The sequence below is a fragment of the Pelatocladus sp. genome (assembly GCF_059505505.1).
This window is the reverse complement of record NZ_JCACKS010000032.1, coordinates 1-17,486: the sequence shown is the minus strand read 5'-3', so window position 1 is coordinate 17,486 and position 17,486 is coordinate 1. Positions and strand designations below refer to the sequence as shown.

Annotated in this window: 9 protein-coding genes, 1 tRNA gene and 1 pseudogene; 1 reads left to right on the top strand and 10 read right to left on the bottom strand. The window is 39.2% G+C overall.

The window, feature by feature from the left end:
- Nucleotides 1-318: 318 nt before the first annotated feature.
- The 10 genes and pseudogenes from hpsC to AC5JMK_RS03585 form a co-directional block, all read right to left on the bottom strand.
- The gene (gene hpsC, locus AC5JMK_RS03630; RefSeq protein ID WP_096676643.1) at nt 319-1,323 is read right to left on the bottom strand and encodes a hormogonium polysaccharide secretion pseudopilin HpsC; all 1,005 of its coding nucleotides are present in this window, start codon (nt 1,321-1,323) and stop codon (nt 319-321) included.
- 28 nt (nt 1,324-1,351) lie between these two features.
- Nucleotides 1,352-2,005: a hormogonium polysaccharide secretion pseudopilin HpsB gene (hpsB, locus tag AC5JMK_RS03625; protein ID WP_495909402.1), complete on the bottom strand. Its 654-nt coding sequence runs from the start codon at nt 2,003-2,005 to the stop codon at nt 1,352-1,354.
- A gap of 383 nt (nt 2,006-2,388) precedes the next feature.
- The gene (gene hpsA, locus AC5JMK_RS03620) at nt 2,389-7,383 is read right to left on the bottom strand and encodes a hormogonium polysaccharide biosynthesis protein HpsA (protein ID WP_096676641.1); all 4,995 of its coding nucleotides are present in this window, start codon (nt 7,381-7,383) and stop codon (nt 2,389-2,391) included.
- A 582-nt stretch (nt 7,384-7,965) separates the two neighbouring features.
- Nucleotides 7,966-8,202: a 50S ribosomal protein L28 gene (gene rpmB, locus AC5JMK_RS03615; protein WP_096676640.1), complete on the bottom strand. Its 237-nt coding sequence runs from the start codon at nt 8,200-8,202 to the stop codon at nt 7,966-7,968.
- Between the two features lie 124 nt (nt 8,203-8,326).
- Entirely contained in the window at nt 8,327-10,309 is a 1,983-nt protein-coding gene (htpG, locus tag AC5JMK_RS03610; protein ID WP_096676639.1) for a molecular chaperone HtpG, read from the bottom strand.
- A gap of 259 nt (nt 10,310-10,568) precedes the next feature.
- The gene (locus tag AC5JMK_RS03605; RefSeq protein WP_096676638.1) at nt 10,569-11,207 is read right to left on the bottom strand and encodes a class I SAM-dependent methyltransferase; all 639 of its coding nucleotides are present in this window, start codon (nt 11,205-11,207) and stop codon (nt 10,569-10,571) included.
- 337 nt (nt 11,208-11,544) lie between these two features.
- Nucleotides 11,545-13,392, bottom strand: coding sequence for a diguanylate cyclase domain-containing protein (locus tag AC5JMK_RS03600; protein WP_495909401.1), 1,848 nt, complete (start codon nt 13,390-13,392; stop codon nt 11,545-11,547).
- A 357-nt stretch (nt 13,393-13,749) separates the two neighbouring features.
- Nucleotides 13,750-14,328, bottom strand: a pseudogene (locus AC5JMK_RS03595) (GAF domain-containing protein); the annotation flags it as partial.
- Between the two features lie 639 nt (nt 14,329-14,967).
- A complete protein-coding gene (locus tag AC5JMK_RS03590) occupies nt 14,968-15,672 on the bottom strand; it encodes a hypothetical protein (protein WP_495909400.1) in 705 nt (234 codons plus the stop codon).
- A gap of 122 nt (nt 15,673-15,794) precedes the next feature.
- A complete protein-coding gene (locus tag AC5JMK_RS03585; protein WP_096676634.1) occupies nt 15,795-16,907 on the bottom strand; it encodes a D-alanine--D-alanine ligase family protein in 1,113 nt (370 codons plus the stop codon).
- A 329-nt stretch (nt 16,908-17,236) separates the two neighbouring features.
- Here AC5JMK_RS03585 and AC5JMK_RS03580 point away from each other — a divergent pair.
- Nucleotides 17,237-17,308: transfer RNA gene (locus AC5JMK_RS03580), tRNA-Gly, on the top strand.
- The last annotated feature ends 178 nt before the right edge of the window (nt 17,309-17,486 follow it).

The following is a 17,486-nucleotide window of genomic DNA, read 5'->3' as shown; positions in this document are numbered from 1 at the left end:
AAGCGTTTAAAAGCTTTTGACTATTTTTAGTTTGTACTCACCCGTGGTCGATTACCATTTCTATTAAGGTATATAGCGGTTCTCGCTCAGATGAGGTACATTCTCAAAGTTGAAATGATTTATCTATGAAGTCTAGCTATACTTCATTAGCATAGGAAACGCTATAACCATAACTAGTGTTGCTTTGTGATTGCTTAGACAATATTTGTTTGTTTTTTTGAAATACTAATTTTATAGTAATTTTATTTAAAATTAATAACTTGGTACGATGCATATTAACCTTTTATTAAAAAGATATATAGATTTCAATTTTAAAAGTTATTTAGTATATATGAATCCGCGTCCTTGTATTCGGTTACTAACACTAGGGAAATAAGCAGAATTAGCTTGACTGTACGAAAGACTATTGTTATTTTTGAGGCGAATAAATGCGTTACCACGTATATATACTTGTGCCAAAATCTCATTAGCATCAACACAAGCAAAAAAACCGCTAGTGGTAGTTCCTATAAGTTTAGGAGTAGAGCAAGGAGTAACTAAAGGACCGCTAGTGCTAATGTAATCAATTAAAGTTTCTACACGTTGGGTGTAACTCCCTGTTGCAGCTAATGAAGTTTTCCATTGGTTCATTTTCTCTTTGAGAGCGGCTCCATTCGCACCTAATGGTGGTGGATTGTACCCAATATCTACTTTTTCATTGCTATTACTATCATTAGTAACATTGTCATTGTTTGCATCAGCATTAGCTAAATTCACTGGCCCACGAATTTGAAACCTCGCAATACGTGCTGAAGATGACCAAGGAGAGGTACCACTGGGATTAGTAATAAGATAATATGCGACTAAAGAGTAAGTAAAACCATCATCTTTAGTGGTGTCTGTTTTAGAAGTAACCCCAACGCTATTAGCAACAAACTCTCGTTTCCAAAAGACAAGGACTGGTGTACAGTTACTTGTGTTACTAGAGTTACAATTAGGGGCGCCTTTGACTGGTGGAATTTGGTCTTTAATACCCGAAGAAGTAATTGTAGTACTGTTGTTATTTCTAGTAAGACCATCCGAATCGTAAATATAGATAGCTTGTTCCATATCACGAGAAATATAATCCTGTGCTGCTTGGATTTCTTGTTCAGTTGTTGCTTTAGCTTGTTGTTTTTGATCGGTATCCATGATGTTAATCATAAATATCATTAAAGGCGTGATTACTAGCACTGCTAACACCATAGCTACTAGTAATTCTATGAGGGTGAAGCCGCCATTTTTGTTATTTATTCCAGAGCATTTTATGAACCTGCTGAGAATAAAATAGATTAAATTTTTCATACTGCTGCTTATTATTGAAAATTTAGAATTAATTATTACAACCGCCCAAGCGATCACATAAGTCATTATATTTAGGTACAGTCTCGTTAATATCTGTGATCATTTCCACCAAAGGTGAAGTGCGTTGACCAGCGCCTCCGGTAAAACTATTTTGTGTTACTTTTTCGTTATTACCACCAGCATTATTTCGAGAAAGAGTAGTACTGAGTTTAAAAGCATCTGCTCTATAAACCCTTATTCCCAGACTGTATCCGTTAGCAGCTGTACTACCACTGGTTGGATTGTAGCGAAAAGCCTGTATGACCATATCTGTAAGGCTGCTATTTTGGCATCCATCGGTACTATCAAAATTGACACAGTATAAAGATGTACCAGTTGGAGCAGTACAATAAGCGTTAGGGTTTGTAGAAGTAGGACAAGTTAGGGTTCCTGTCGTAGTAGGTGCAGTATATGCATTGAGGGTATCGCTTCCTGTGGAGGTTGGAGCATCAATTTTCCCAGTTCTAACCCCATCAATATATGTCCTAGCGGCTTGGCTTGCTAATTCTACCTGTCGAGATTGAACACGAGTTGCAACAGCTAGGGTAATAACGGGAGCGATCGCCGCTAGCAAAATGCTAACCACAAGTAGTGCTATCAAAGATTCAATTATGGTGAATCCTCTTTGATTAGATTGCGTAATTTTACTAATCGCTATTAGTAAGTAATAAGCTGTTCAGCATTTAAATCGAGCGAGCAATCTCGACACAGTAAGCAGTATAGCTCTCAAAAATCCTAGTTTAAATGCACATCAGCTTATAGCGTTTCTTTACTCAGTTTCTTCTCTGGAATCATAGCTATCTAAAACAAAAGAAATAGATTTTTTTACATTTCTCTCATCCTTTTTGAAGAGGGACTTTGCTAGCAACAGGTCTTCAAAATTCTATTGGATGAGATTTGACCTAATACTGCAAGGGACAGGATTTTTCGTCATAATTTTGGTATGTAGAGACGTTGCAGTGCAACGTCTCTACAGGGTTTAAATGTCAATACATTTGTCTTATCCGAGCAGTATTGACTTCCACATCAATCATCTGAATGATTTAAATCAGGTGGAATAGAAGGACAGCTAGAAGTGTTGGGTAGATATTCTGTAGGAACCGCACGACTATAAGTTACGTCTCCTTGCCCTACAATTCCTGTCTGATTGCTAGCTTGACCAGCACAAAGTAAAGTTTGTACCCAAGTATCATCGCGCCCTACTTCCCTAAAATACTCATTTGGGCGACCAGTAGGTGGCATAGTAAATCTTTGGGCAAACAAATCTGGTTGTTCTGACAACAGTCCGACATCAAAACCCCAATTTCTATCTGGTGGATTGTAGAAAGGAGATAAACCACTCAGGTTAGGAGTTGGATAGGTTTTGTATGCATATTTAAACAGGCTGTAATTATTAGTAGTAGTATTCGCAGAGCCTGTTGTCTCTACAACTGGTGCTAGTGGTGCTGTGGCGTAGGTACTTCGCTGCAACTGAATGAAACTACCACTGATTTTGACTGTTCTTAGCTTCGGATTGCTGGCTTGATAATACCAGCTTTCCAAAAATCGTACCAAGTTCTGCAAACCTGCGGAAATTTCCTCTGGTCTACTGGGGCTATTTGCTACTACAAAAGTTGCATTAAATGTAGTATCAGCATCAGCGACTTGTAGCCATTTCAATCGAAAGTTATCTTGTGTTGCAGAATCACTTCTAGTGTTACCTGCACTGTCAGTGGGGGTACTGTTGGCATCATGAATCTGCAAAACGGGTACTAGACGTGGTTGACCATCCAAATCAGCATTTGTATCAGCGTCTCCTCCGTCTATAGGAGGGTAATAGAACAGTGAGCGGTCAGTTTCGTAATTTGGGCTTAAGCTGGGGTTAGTGGCATGAGATGTTCCCCTAAACCAAAGCGAGTTGTCTCCTTTCATCCCGTAATTAGTGTATTCAACTGGGCTGCTAGCATAGGTACATCCATTCTTTTTATAATCATCAGCAGTACTATACGTAGAAACGTATACAGGACAACCTACTCCCATTGGTTTATAAGTAGTAGGAGTTGGAGTTACCAATTGATTACTATCGTTGCGTGCAAAAGCAACGCGACGGGGATAACGTCGCTCTGTTGATACCAATGCAAAACTACCAGTATCGCCAGCACCAAGACGTTCTCTAATGCTCTTATTATTACTAGAAGTAGTGAATGCAGTAGTCCAGCCTAATTCACTATTAATTAGTATGTTGTCGGAACCAGCAGGAATAGTGGAACCATAGGCAGCTGCTATGGCTTGGCCTAATTGATAGCTCTTAATTTGACTTTCGGTGAGCGTTACTGTTGTTGTAGTACCAAATGTAGTTCCTGGTATGGTGTAAGACTGTGCAGTATCACTTAAAACTCCATCTCCATTAATATCAAACCCGATATACCAATCACCAGGTTGACATTCTGACACCAAATCTTGACGACACATTTCCATGACATACATGGGGTTAGCATTTACCCGTCGCTGAATTGGTGTAATTCCATTTTTGACGTAAGACCCCATAGTTGTTTTCGGGAAAATCGTACCACTATCAGGTGTCCACCAATCTGCACTCGTAGCAAAGCCGTTTTCCCAAAAGCCATTTTTGAGGCGATTTCTAACTATGTTTCTTGTGGCTACATCCAAGGTAGCAAAATATGTATCATCGAATGTTGAGTCGGCTTTCTGGGAGCTAACTAAAGCACCTGTGTTGTTGTTCAGGTGATAGTCAGCATTACTACGAACACCATCTTTAAACCCACCAGACAACAAAGTCATTGAATCGGCAATAATAGTGGCAGGTCGCCAATAGTCACCGTTACCTGTACTACTAGAACAACCAGTTCTACCGATCCGACAAGCAAACTTAGTATTAGCAGTACTGCGATTGTAAAAGTCTACGCTTGTTGACTCTATTTCTGTAAATTCTTCAATTTCTGTAGTGCTATCTGCACCTGTAACACCGCTACGATGCAAATTGAATTTACCCTTGATATAAGCTGGCAAATCAGTTACTAAAATCAGACCTTTTTCTAGTGAATTGTAAGCGTTATTGTTAGTACTAGGTTTTCTTGCCAGAGTTACGCCGTTAATCAAACGGATTCCGTTGGGGCGACGAGTAGGATCAAGTTTGAAATCAGTACTACTCAGCGATTTGGAACCTGAAGTAGTGTCATCGATCAATGCATCTTCTCGACTGGCGTAAATAATGCCACTATAGGGCAAGAAATACTCAGTAGTACTACCACTTTCAGTATATGTTGTATTAGCTAGCCGCTCTAAATCTATGTCTGTCACCCTAATTTCTAGGGGTTGACGCTGTTCTAGGTCTAAATTGTAGCTAGTTGATAAATCTGTGACGCTTGTGGAAGTTGATGGGCTAATTTGCTTGGCTTCTCTACCATCTAAGAAAGATGCTTCTTTGATTGCACCGTGAGAAGGCTGATTCGTAGGAGTTTCTACAAAATTAGTTTCATTATTGAGAATTGCAATACTACAAAGGGCTGTATCAATGGCTGAGTAATCTTCTAGTTGTAAACCAGTATCAGGTACTGTAGTTCCTGAGCCAATTTTATCCAAAGCATCTTTTAAAGGTTTATTAACCCAGCGCCCATTTGGAAACTTCAAGTTTGCTTGAAGTCCCAGAAGAGTTTTATTATCTTCAAAAGTGTCTCTACCAGGGAAATTGTAAACAACACCATTGTTTGAACGACCGTTGCTGGTATCTACACGATACCCTCCATCTTGATTTACCTTGTTTTTAGCTGTAGTGTCACTTGTGGGATCATAGTAGCTACTTACACAAGCAATCGGAGTTTGGGCGTTACCAGCGTTATTTTTATAGTGATAGACAGCTGTGGCTCGCATTAATAGATCACCTTTGCGAGTTTCTGTTGATTTGGCGCTAGTCATGGGCATAGTATCCGGCCAAACAACTGTATTGTCAGTACTGGAGGGAACTGGCAAAAATGAATTAAGATCACGAGGGTAAAAAGGGCCACTTGTTGTATTGACAGTATTACCAGTCCCATCAACATATATACCTGCGCCAGTCACAATCCTGATTCCACCGACGCTATCTAAGGGATTACCAGTATTCTCTGCGGCTTTTTCTTCCCAGAAACCGTTGCGTTCTGAGATACCTAAGTCTGCGATCACTTGTATTTGAGTATTCCGCCATCTTTGTTGAGTATCACTACCAGTTAGTCTTGTCCAGTTAACACCAGAAATCAGCTGATTAGTTTCCGAACCAACATAGTCATTACCCTGTAGCCATTTTGCAGGTAGGTTATTACCAGCTATCACGCGATCGCCCAATTTTTCCTGCACACCTTCTTGTTTTTGCAATTCGGGATATGTCGCCTCTAGCTGATCTGTATTTAGTGCAATACTTGTACCTGTTAAATTATTAGAATTTAGTGGTTCTCTCCACCCTGCCTGGGGTTCTAATGAGCTAGTAATAGTACTATAACCATCTAATGCTCCAACAGAAGTACTACCTGGGACTTCCGCGTAGGGAACTCGTCGTGTCCGATTTCGCAAATAAATTTCTATTTCGTCTTCAAGTACTTCTTTCGCACTCTCAATATCATCATTGTCAGTTACTTGGTCATCAACATTATTTATAACTTCTTCTGGATAATTACTTCCTTGAACAGCAGTTTTGAAATCACTGATAGTTCCTGCACTATGGCAAGCTGTACATAAAGCTATACCATCACTTTTCATCTGACCAATACGCTGTTCATATGCTCCATCATTAAAGCCTATTGCTGAACCACCTGAACTATTTGTGGATTTATTGGTGCTATTAATGTTGAGTTTGTAAGAATTACTGATAGTTTGTCCAAAACCTCTATAAAGATCAACGATGACTTTACTATCTTCAGTACCAACTTGATAAAGGCTTCCGTTTCCAACGTTACCCCCAACTGTCATCAGCCCATTTTCTTGATTATAAAAACATGATGATTTACTACTAACTTGCCGGAATTTTAGACTACCTCCACTATTAGTTACACCTACTAGTAAATTACCATTTGTATGAATTCTTCCGTTTAATTTTACTTCTGTAGAACCAGTGACTATTTCTAAGTCATTCTCAAACCAAACAGCGTTATATGGTAGAGGAATGCGACTGCGGTCTTGTTGAAATTCTAAGGCAACAAAACCTTTATTTCCTTTATATGCTTCATATCCAGTTTTATCGGTTAGACTATTAAATTCTGATTCAGTAATTGGCACATTAATTGTATATACAAAAAAGCTTTTACCCAAATTACCAGATTGCAGTTTATACCAACTTGAGTTGCCGACCAAACTTGAAAAACCAGCCGATGTACTACATTGCTGGTTAGTTGAAGCATCATCCATTGGTGGGGTTCTAGCGTCTAAGGGACTCCTTTGACGATCAAACTGTCCACTAGAGTTTTTACTAGGTGAACGGAAATATATTCCATATAAAACATAGCTATCTTTTTTGCCATTATTGTCTGTATCAACAGCAAATTTCCAAGCAGTTTTTAATGTTTCGTCGTCCTCTATTCTTGAGGGATTGTCGGTATCAATGCCATTTTGAGGATTGTCAAGATCATAAGCTAGCTTTAAACGAGTCTCATCACCTAGCCTATATTTATCTTTTTTCAGAGCATCATACAAAGCACTATCAGATGGTGTACCTCTTGGTAGTGTTGGATCTTCAAACAAGGCATCTAATTTTGCCCTGGCGCGCTCTATTGCAGGTGATGCAGCGTTCAGTACAACTTCATTCACACGGACATTACTGGCATTTTTTGAGCGTTCAAAGGAACGAAATAAAATAGCAGTTGTAAGTAAAACAACTACCAGTGATACCATTATCACTGTTGGCAAAACAAAACCACCATTTACCGTACTTCGTCTTTTTTCATTAATAAATAAAGTTCTGATGAACCGAATAATTTGTTTTCTGATTCTAGATAAATAACTTTTTTGATAAATAATTTTTCTTGTTTGAAATAGACGTTTTCTTTGAGACATAACCGCTTTCCTATCAATCTATTTGATGTGATTAGTAAGTGGGTCAAATTAAATATAAAACCTCACCCTCAATCCCTCTCCTTAGTAAGGAGAGGGAAGCCGGAGGCAGGGTGAGGTTTTATTTTATCTTTAATTACACCTACCTACTTTATTGATTTTCCATGCTTCTTGAGATTGAATTTGTAAAAAAGGATTTTCGAGCAATTTCATCCAGGACTTACGCAACTGGCATATTATTTTAAGTTCGTAGTGAGGACTTTAGTCCTCAAAATAAGGACTAAAGTCCTCACTACAAGCAAAATTTTGAAATTTTTGTGACACTTGCGTAAGTCCTGTCATCAAAATATTGCTATGAGAGTAAACATATAGTACCCATTTGCTTTGGGAAACTTATCAATTGAAGAAAAAATAATCTTAAGGTATTAAAAAGCCTCCCATTAATAGAGAGGCACAAGGAAATATACTTATTTGTATTGTTGCTGATTTTTCGTGAAGTAGACAGAAAAGGCCAAGAATGATGAGTAAAAGGTTGTACCTCACTGATGGAAATCCCAGCCGTAGACTGGGAAATGACAATCACTATTAGTAATGGTTAAGGTTAATCCCGGCTTCTTTAGCCATAGCTGCTAAACCTTTCTTTTCCAAGGTTTTGATCGCTTTGGTAGACAATTTGAGTTTCACCCAACGATTACCTTGAGGCCACCAAACGCGCTTGCTTTGCAAGTTGACGTGCTGAATCCGTTTTGTGCGACGGTGGGAGTGGGAAATTGTAAAGCCGTTGTTGGCTGTTTTGCCGGTTAAATCACAGCGACGAGACATAGGAGAATCTCCGATTTACTTTGAACACAATCTCTTATTGTATAGCTGCTTGCGGGTATAGGAGATGAGGTAAAGGTATTTGTGAGTATTTTTCCCTTTTACCTTTCCCCATTTTTTATAAAGGTTAATTAGCAGCTTGTTGTGTCAACTTAGTTAAGACGTCATTAGAACGCTCAACAAAGCCTTTCATTCCTTCAGCATCAAAACCTTTTTGAGACATGAGTGCCAAATCATAGATGTGTTGGCAGATCATGTTGACTAATTGACCTGTGGGTGATTCACCTTCACCCTGAATAATACTACTTTGGCTGAGGGTTGCCAAGTTTTGAATCAGGGGATGGGTGGTATTTACCAGCAAAATATGCTCTTCTGGAAATTCTGTCATTTGCTGCTGCATAAGTGCATTCATTTCCCGGAAGCGACGCAAAATTTCTGGTAATAACACCATTGCAGGAGGTGTACTTTGAGGGTTATCTGATTTTAAAGCTTCGGTGCGGATATTTAATTTCGGTTTGTTGAGCGCTTTCTCAAATAACTCTTTGATTACCTCGCCACGAGTTTTATTGGTTTTGGGATCAACTATTTCTGTTGCTTGATCTTTATCTAAGAGAGTCTGATCTAAATCAGAGTCTACGCGTGTAAATTTGACATCTTGGAATTCGCGTTCCAGGAAGTTGATAAAATGGGTATCGATGAAGGAGTCCATAAACAGGACTTCTAACCCTTGTTTTTTGTGAAGTTCGACGTAGGTGGCTTGTGTTGCTTCGTCGGTGCAGTAGAAAACGCGGTTTTCGTGGCGTTCTTTATTGCGTTCCAAATATTCTTTGATGGTTGTGTAGGAATCACCCTCAGAAGATTCACTTGCACTTGGAGTAACATCTTGCCAAGCGTCTTCTCCTTCGGATTGTACTTGTACTGCTGGGATTTCGGAAGGGGTTTGGTTAGATTGCTTGGCTGTACTGCGGAAAATCAGGATATCTTCGACTTGCTTTTTGAACTTTTCATCGTTCATCACCCCGAATTTCACGAAAGTGCCGAGGTCTTTCCAAGCGCTAATATATTGATCACGGCTGTCGCGGTAAAGTTCTTTGAGGCGATCGCCTACTTTTTTAGCGATGTAATCACCGATTTTCTTGACAGTGCGATCGGTCTGCAAAGCGCTGCGTGATACATTCAGAGGAATATCGCTACTATCAATTACACCCCGCATCGGTAAGAGAAATTGGGGAATAATTTCTTCGCAGTGATCGCTGACAAAAACTTGATTGCAGAATAACTTAATTTGTCCTTTGGTGACATCAACATCCGGTCTTAACTTTGGAAAATACAGAATTCCGTTGATGATAAAAGGATAATCCGTATTCAAATGCACCCATAGCAGGGGTTCTTCTTGGAAAGGATAGAGGTAGCGATAAAACTCTATATAGTCTTCCTTATTTAAGTTACTGGGAGACTCGCGCCATGGTGCTTTTTGGCGATTTAACACCTCGCCATCCAGTTTAATTGGCACTGGCATAAAATCGCAGTAAGTTTGGATCAGATTTTTGATGCGTGCTGATTCTAAATAATCTAGTTCTTCCTCCATTAAATGGAGAGTTATTGTCGTACCAAGAGTTGTACGAGATGATTCCTCTAAAGTAAACTCTGGCGATCCATCACAACTCCAGTGAACAGCCTGCGCCCCTTCTTTGTAAGATAGGGTATCAATTTCGACTTTTTGCGCCACCATGAAGGAAGAGTAAAAGCCTAGACCGAAGTGACCAATTATTGGTTGATCAGATGTGCTTTTATACTTGTGAATAAATTCTTCGGCGCTAGAAAAAGCAACCTGATTGATATACTTTTTCACCTCATCTGCTGTCATTCCAATACCGTTATCGGTGATGGAGAGGGTTTTATTGTCTTTGTCTATAGCAATTTGAATTTCTGGTTCACCAGTATTGCCAGAGTATTCTCCAGCACGGGATACCATATTCAGCTTTTGGATAGCATCAACGGCGTTGGATACAAGTTCCCGCAAGAATATCTGGTGATCTGAGTAAAGAGACTTCTTGATAATCGGGAAAATATTTTCAGTATGAATACTGATGGTTCCTTGTTCTAGCATAATTGATGATCTTCAAGTGCAAATATTTGAGTTTTGAATGTGGCAAACATACCCTAGTCTTTTGCTTCCAGGGTAAAGCCAAAAGCAATAGGACATTATACCAATTAGAATTTTAATAGCTGCACTTAGGTTTTGATTCTTTTATTTAGCATTGTTTGCCGTCAAATTGTGATTCGGATTTCCCTACACTCTGTTGTATTTGCTCAACTAGGTACTGAGCGTTCCGACTACAATATTGTTAATCTATTGATGGAGAATACTAGATATTTGGAGTTTTTTCTAGTAGCAAAAAGTAATGGTATGGATTGCTCGGATCAAGAAATTCTTGCTTAACATTTAACCCAACTTTGGCTATAGAGTTGAGAATGCCCGTTTTTGGATATCCTTTTAACCCCATTTCCCAGTAGTGTTGATTACAAACTGGCTTTGTACTCCAGAATCGAGGAATTTTGAGTAACAAATGTCTTGGTCTAGGCAAGAAAGATAATCTCAGTTGGAGTGTGAGATACTGAGTATTGTAGGGAATCGAAATTATCAAAAATCTCTTTGTTGCTTGTGCAAGTTTCTTTAAAGCTTGTTCTGACTGTTCATAAGGCAGATGTTCTAGCACTTGAAACAGTACTATGAGATCAAATTTATTTTGAGGCAACGAAAAATCTGCTGTCAAATCCAGAATTATCTCTGGGTTAAGGTTGGGGTCAATATCAGCAGTAGTGACGTTGTAACCGTTTAACTTCAGGAGGTCTTTGAGAAAGGAATTAAAAATTCCAATTTCCAGAATGTTGCTTACTTGACTACCAAGCGAAGCTATGAGACGCATCTGATGATGGTAGCTAATAAACCTATCTTTAGAAAAATATTCTGAATTCCTAATATCTAACGAGGTAATGAGTTGCATAAAATACTGCTACCTTGCCTGATGAGCTAAAAAATTTTGGGGTACACAATCACATATTTCCCTGAAAATTGATCAAAGTAACAGTTTCAGGACTACCTTACTCAGCCAATATTTTTACCTACTACTGCTAAACTCGACAACAGTTATACTGCACACGTTCACAATCTGAGCTTTTGTGAATACATCAGGTGAGATTCATTGATGCGCTCAGAGTAATGTAAAAGCGCAATTTCTGCCCGTGCGGAGTATAAGTATAATCCTTGCAATAAACTTTGATTCTGGTTTTCCCTTTTTGTGCGAGGTGAGTTTTTAAGCAACCACCAACAACCACCAATTCTCATATACAAACAATGCGATCGCGTCCCTGTTTTTTGGCTTGGTACAGTGCTTCATCTGCGGTTTTGATCAGGGTTTCGGGTTTGAGGTTGTGAGTAGGGATTACACTGGAGACACCGAAACTCAGAGTAATAAAGTTGCTAACCTGAGATTGAAGATGCAGTAATCGTAATAGTTTGATTGCTTTTTGAATTGCTTGGGCTACGGCGACAGCACCTTGGACTGCTGTGTAGGGTAAAATGATGGCAAATTCTTCTCCACCATAGCGAGCGACTAAATCTGCTGGACGCTTGAGAGTATTACGCATGGCTGCGGCGATGTTTTTTAAACAAGCATCGCCAGCTTGATGTCCGTAATGATCATTGTAGCTTTTAAAGTAATCTACATCACATAATATTAAAGCTAGATACTGTAGCTCTCGTGCCGTGCGTCGCCATTCTTGGGATAGGTATTCATCAAAGCGGCGACGATTTGCAACTTGAGTTAAACCATCCAATGTTACTAAGCGTTCTAATTCTAAGTTTGCTTGGCGCAGAGCAATTTCAGCAGTTTTAGCTATATCTTCAGCTCGTTTGCGTTCCCAAATTTCTTGTTCTAGGGCGATGGTTCTTTCGCGCACTTGTTGTTCAAGGGTGCGGTTGTAGTCGGCTAAAAGTTCTTCTGTGTGTTTGCGTTCAGTGATGTCAATTACTACTCCATCCCAAATACTATCTCCGTTTGCTTGTAGTTCAGCTTGAGCAATCACTTGAACCCATTTGATGCGCCCAGAAGGAGTCACAATTCGGTGTTCAAAATTAACTGATTGTGGTTTGTGCAAAGATTCTGCAATCAAGGCTTGGATGGTTAAACTGTCATCTGGATGTATTAAAGACCACATTCTTTGGGAATCCTGGATGACTATTTCTGGTTCTATTTCGTAAATATCCTGACATCTGGGACTTAAATAAGTACATTCATTACTACCATTGGGGTGCAAGATATACCTAAATATCATCCCCGGTACGTTTTCTGCTAACTTACGAAATTGGGCTTCACTTTTCTTGAGAGCTTCTTCTGCGTCTTTGCGAGCAGTAATATCCATAGAAACTCCTATCATTCCCTGGATGTTACCTTGGTGATCGTAGAAAGGATTAGCCATTCCTTCTAATGTGCAACCATTAGTTGTAGCTGTGACGTAGTAGGGAACACCTGTAGTCAAAGAATTGCGGAACGCTGCTACGACCTCTGGTAAATCGCCATACATGTCAAATACTGAATGACCAACAGCTTCTCCTGGTTTCAATCCTAATCCTTCTAGTCCCTTTCCTTCTGAGAGGGTAAAAACTCCATTTTTATCCATTGCCCAGAGAATTAGGGGAAAATTATTAACTACGGTACGTAAGTATTCTTCACTTTGTTTTAGCACTTCTTCAGCAAGCTTAATATCAGTAATATTTTGTTCTGTTTGTTTGCTTTTTGTGATATCTTGCAGTGTTGCGATCGCGTAAGTTACCTCACCTCTATCATCAAATATAGGAATGACTTTCATCTGTAACGCGATCGCTTTTCCTTGACGATGAATCTCCAAATCATCAGCATCCGCAGCTTTTCCTGCTAATGCTTGTACTGATGGTAGTTGTATGCTTGGATATAATTCTTTAGTGCCAGCTCGATAAATTTGATACGCAATAGCTATTTGTTCGCTTGGCAAATTTATAATTTTACCTGAACCCAGTAATTTTTGACCAGTTTGATTAATATAAGAGTAATTGCCATCTTTTTCGATGATAGCCACTCCTAAAGGTAAAAGTTCTAGTAGCTGATACAATCGATTTTCAGCAAGGGGCAATATAGCACTCAAGGCTTTCATCGTAATTAAAGAGTTTTTTTATTATTCTGATTTGCTTGCCATCGAATTTATCTCTTTGGCAAGCTCTCGTACTTTGATAAGAGGTTGTATTTTATTAATTACTGCCTATATTACTGATTTCAGGATAGTTTTTTATTTATTGCTAAGTATTTCTTAAACAAGCTAGGAATTCGCGATCGCTTTATTGGAATTATGTAGTGAAAATAACAGAAATAATAAATTCTCTGAAAAAAACGGTGTATAAATTCTTAATAGGTCATTTGTCATTGGTCATTGATTATTCTCCGCGTGTCCCCCGTGTCCTTCTTCTACTTATCCCTAAAAGTCCACACACCATCATCCCAATCTGCATCCGATGAGCAATTGCACGACGGCTACTAATTGCCCTTGTTCGTTCAACAAAGGCAAAGCTAGCATTGTATAAGTACGATAACCTGTGCTTTTTTCTTGTTCTTGAGCAAAACGAGAACGTGGATCATCGTAAAAATCAAAAGGAATATTGATCACCTGTTTGTGGGTAGCAACTTCCCCAGCAATACCTTTATCGGCAGGAATACGAATTTCTAATGAGCGATCGCCTTCTGCTTCAGCTACAATCGACCACAGTTGTTGTTTTTCTTCATCCAATAAAAATATTGTTGTTCGATCTGCTCCTAATAATTCCCCTGTTTTTAAAGTTATGGACTGTAACATTTCCTGCAAAATCGTCTCAAACCCATGAGAATCCAACATAGATAGGGTTTGATTGACAATCTGTAACTTTTGTTCTACCTCTTTTACAACTTGTTTAAATGTATCCTGCGTCAAAGGAGCCAGAAATGAAGAGATAGTCCCTTGTCTTCTGGCAAGAGTACCTACAGGAGCAGTAGTTTCTTGACTGCGAACACCTATAATCAAATCGGCGGTTTCACCGCAACTACGTTGTTGAACTGACATAACTGGCTTTTGATATAGGTAATGGTTTTTATTGGTATGTAAATGTTTATGTAAATCTTGTTACCAGCTAGGCTAGTTAACATTATCCACAGTTTAATCTTTCTATAGAGCAAGCGTCACCCTAAATACTGAGGAGAAGATGGGGCGATGAGGTAAAACCCATATTCCGCACTTCAAAATGTATTATCTTAATTTTCAAGAATTATTCCTAATAATGGTCAAACCGTTAAGTATTAATATTTAAATTCATTGAGAATTGGTGTTGTTCATTTAACCATTGTTAGTGAGATTTTGGAAATCTACGGATATTACACGATGAAGTGCGGAAAGTCGGGTAAAACACTTACTCTGAAAAAAGATATCAGCCGTCACATCTAAATCCTTCGCTGCACAACGAATAATCCTAAAACACGGCTGGTATCTTTTTTTTGCGGTCTCCCCTAAAAGAAAGTGGGCGTTGCTGAATTGCGGTATGAATTCGGATGTAGAGACGCGATATATCGCGTCTCTACAAAGATTTTGGCATTACGCAGAATCATTTTCATACATGAAATCAGCAACGCCAGAAAGTGGATTTATATTCAGGGAAAGATGTTAATAGTTGTCCAAATATTTAGTTACAGTTCCTTATCCAAGAGTTTACTCGCGCAAAAGTGAAGACAAAGAAGTCTGTTTACGAAGATCCATCATGCTTGCCAAAGAATCTTTGCTATCGTCGTTAAAATCTGCTTCTGGTGGTAAGACGGTAACTACAGGTTTTGCTGCTTCTGAAGATGTATGAGAAGATTGTGGTGCTGGTGGTACAAACACTGGTAAATTATTACTAGGGGATGGTTCTAACCACTTTTGATGACGTTGTTTCAAGCGTGATTGAACCCAATTAGGATTTTGTTGAACTTTTTCCTGTGTCAGACGGTTAAGCAAAAGAAAAACGATAAAGCATCCACCAGCGCAACTTATGGCGATCGCTGCTATCATCTGCAAAGAAACAGGACTATAGGATGCTTTTGTAGTTTGAGGGGTTGTAGCGATAGGTAATTCTGCTTCAAGCCGGATGAATTCTGGTTCTTCACGTCCTACACGTCCAACGTAACCAAGACTATACAAAGCTACAGCAACTGTACTGATCAAAGCTAGCAACACTCCAGCGAATACCAACCAAGGGTGTTGAACTAACAAATGTATCAGAGAGTTTTTGCTTGTTTGTAGTTCAGATCCAGTTTTTACAGCTTCATTTATGGGTGCTTTTGCCTCCAATGGCTGCTGTACATTTTGAGTATTTTCCATAACTACTTTCAAATGTTTACCCCTCTTGTCACTAATTGTACCGGAGGAGTCAGCCATTACGTATCCGTGGCAAAAGCTTGGATTTTAGTAGCTTTTTTATAAAGAATAAGACTACTTAAACCGAATTTTTGGCAAAGTTTCAGTATTTTTTAGTACTGTGGACTTTACTAGAAAAATCACTACTCTGATTCTCCTACTTCTACAGGAGAGTATCTTTCAACGGCTAGTTGAATTAGTTGATCAACCAGTTCTGGAAAAGAAACACCACTGTGTTGCCAAAGCAGGGGATACATACTTGTTGCCGTAAAGCCTGGTAAAGTATTAATTTCGTTAATCAATACTTCGTCTGTTGCTTCTACGTAGAAAAAGTCTACTCTTGCCAACCCCGCAGCATCAACAGCAGCAAAAGCTTGTAAAGCCATTTCCTGAATTTGCTGAGTAATAGCATTTGGTACTGCTGCGGGAATAACTAGATCTGCTTTCCCTTCTGTATATTTAGTTTCATAGTCATAAAAATCGCTTTTGTAAGTAATTTCACCTACTACTGAAGCTTTTGCTTGATCGTTTCCTAAAACAGCACATTCTAATTCTCTGGCAAAGACTCCTGCTTCTACAATAATTCGGCGATCATAACTAGCAGCATTATCTAAGGCTGCTTCTAATTCTTGACGCGATCGCACTTTAGCAATTCCCACCGATGAACCTAAATTTGCAGGTTTAATAAAACAGGGATAACCCAAACTCAACTCAATTTCATCACATAATTTGGGAAAAACACAAGGATTTGACCAAATTTGAGAACGATTGATAGTTTTGTATTTGACTTGCGGTAATCCAGCTTGGGCAAAAACCATTTTCATGGCTATTTTATCCATTCCCAGTGCTGAACCTAACACCCCAGAACCCACAAAAGGTACTTGCATTAAAGTCAGCAAACCCTGTACTGTTCCATCTTCGCCGTTAGGGCCATGGAGAATCGGAAACCAAACATCCACCTCCCCAACTTGCGAAGGAGATTGCCAACGACTGAGAGAATGGGAACTAGCACTCACTAATTGATTACTAGTTTCAGAGTTTGGTAATGACAGTGGCTTTCCTGATGCTAAGACTTGTTGCGGTGCATCTCCGGCCAACCAGCGTCCATCTTTTTGAATGTAAAAAGGTAAGATTTCGTACTTACTAGTATTTTCTCCTGTACTCAAAGCTTTAGCGATCGCTCGTGCTGAACTGATCGACACCTCATGTTCTCCGGAACAACCACCAAACAGCAACCCTAAGCGCAACTTTGTCATTTGAAGATACCTCTATACTTCAAATGCAGATAGCGTAACATAACCTGTCAATTGCGGAACTTATTTTAAACAGTAGACTTGGGTTAAGTAGAACGGCGTAAATAATTAAAGGTTTGTAGTAAGGACTTTAGTCCTTCTTTTAGGACTAAAGTCCTTACAACGAACTAGATTACAATAATTTTACATTGCTTAACATAGATCGATTTATTCCAACCGACTTACTTAGTAGTAGTCTCAAGCCTTGACTACGAACTTTGTAATCCATCAATTCTAATTTGAAAAACTAGTAGTATAATGACATTTAGCTTGATTTATGCTAAGTGCTATTCGCGGGTGTAATTCAGTGGTAGAATGTCACTTTCCCAAGGTGAACGTCGTGGGTTCGAGTCCCATCACCCGCTTTATTGTGGTCAACAGCACAAAGCGATCGCTTGAACTTATGGAGTTTGAGAGAATTGACATTTTGTAGCCATCTCAATAATGCCCAACATTGCGCCCTCAAATAAATAGCTTCTCCGTCAGGTCAGTAGACATCTCCGACAACTATCAAAGCCTTTATGTGACTAGCTCTTAGGGTGC

What these genes read in the sequence shown, in the direction of transcription:
- AC5JMK_RS03585 (WP_096676634.1), bottom strand. Translation starts at nt 16,907, where the DNA reads ATGACAAAGTTGCGCTTAGGGTTGCTGTTTGGTGGTTGTTCCGGAGAA.
- rpmB (WP_096676640.1), bottom strand. Translation starts at nt 8,202, where the DNA reads ATGTCTCGTCGCTGTGATTTAACCGGCAAAACAGCCAACAACGGCTTT.
- hpsA (WP_096676641.1), bottom strand. Translation starts at nt 7,383, where the DNA reads ATGTCTCAAAGAAAACGTCTATTTCAAACAAGAAAAATTATTTATCAA.
- hpsC (WP_096676643.1), bottom strand. Translation starts at nt 1,323, where the DNA reads ATGAAAAATTTAATCTATTTTATTCTCAGCAGGTTCATAAAATGCTCT.
- AC5JMK_RS03600 (WP_495909401.1), bottom strand. Translation starts at nt 13,392, where the DNA reads ATGAAAGCCTTGAGTGCTATATTGCCCCTTGCTGAAAATCGATTGTAT.
- AC5JMK_RS03605 (WP_096676638.1), bottom strand. Translation starts at nt 11,207, where the DNA reads ATGCAACTCATTACCTCGTTAGATATTAGGAATTCAGAATATTTTTCT.
- AC5JMK_RS03590 (WP_495909400.1), bottom strand. Translation starts at nt 15,672, where the DNA reads ATGGCTGACTCCTCCGGTACAATTAGTGACAAGAGGGGTAAACATTTG.
- htpG (WP_096676639.1), bottom strand. Translation starts at nt 10,309, where the DNA reads ATGCTAGAACAAGGAACCATCAGTATTCATACTGAAAATATTTTCCCG.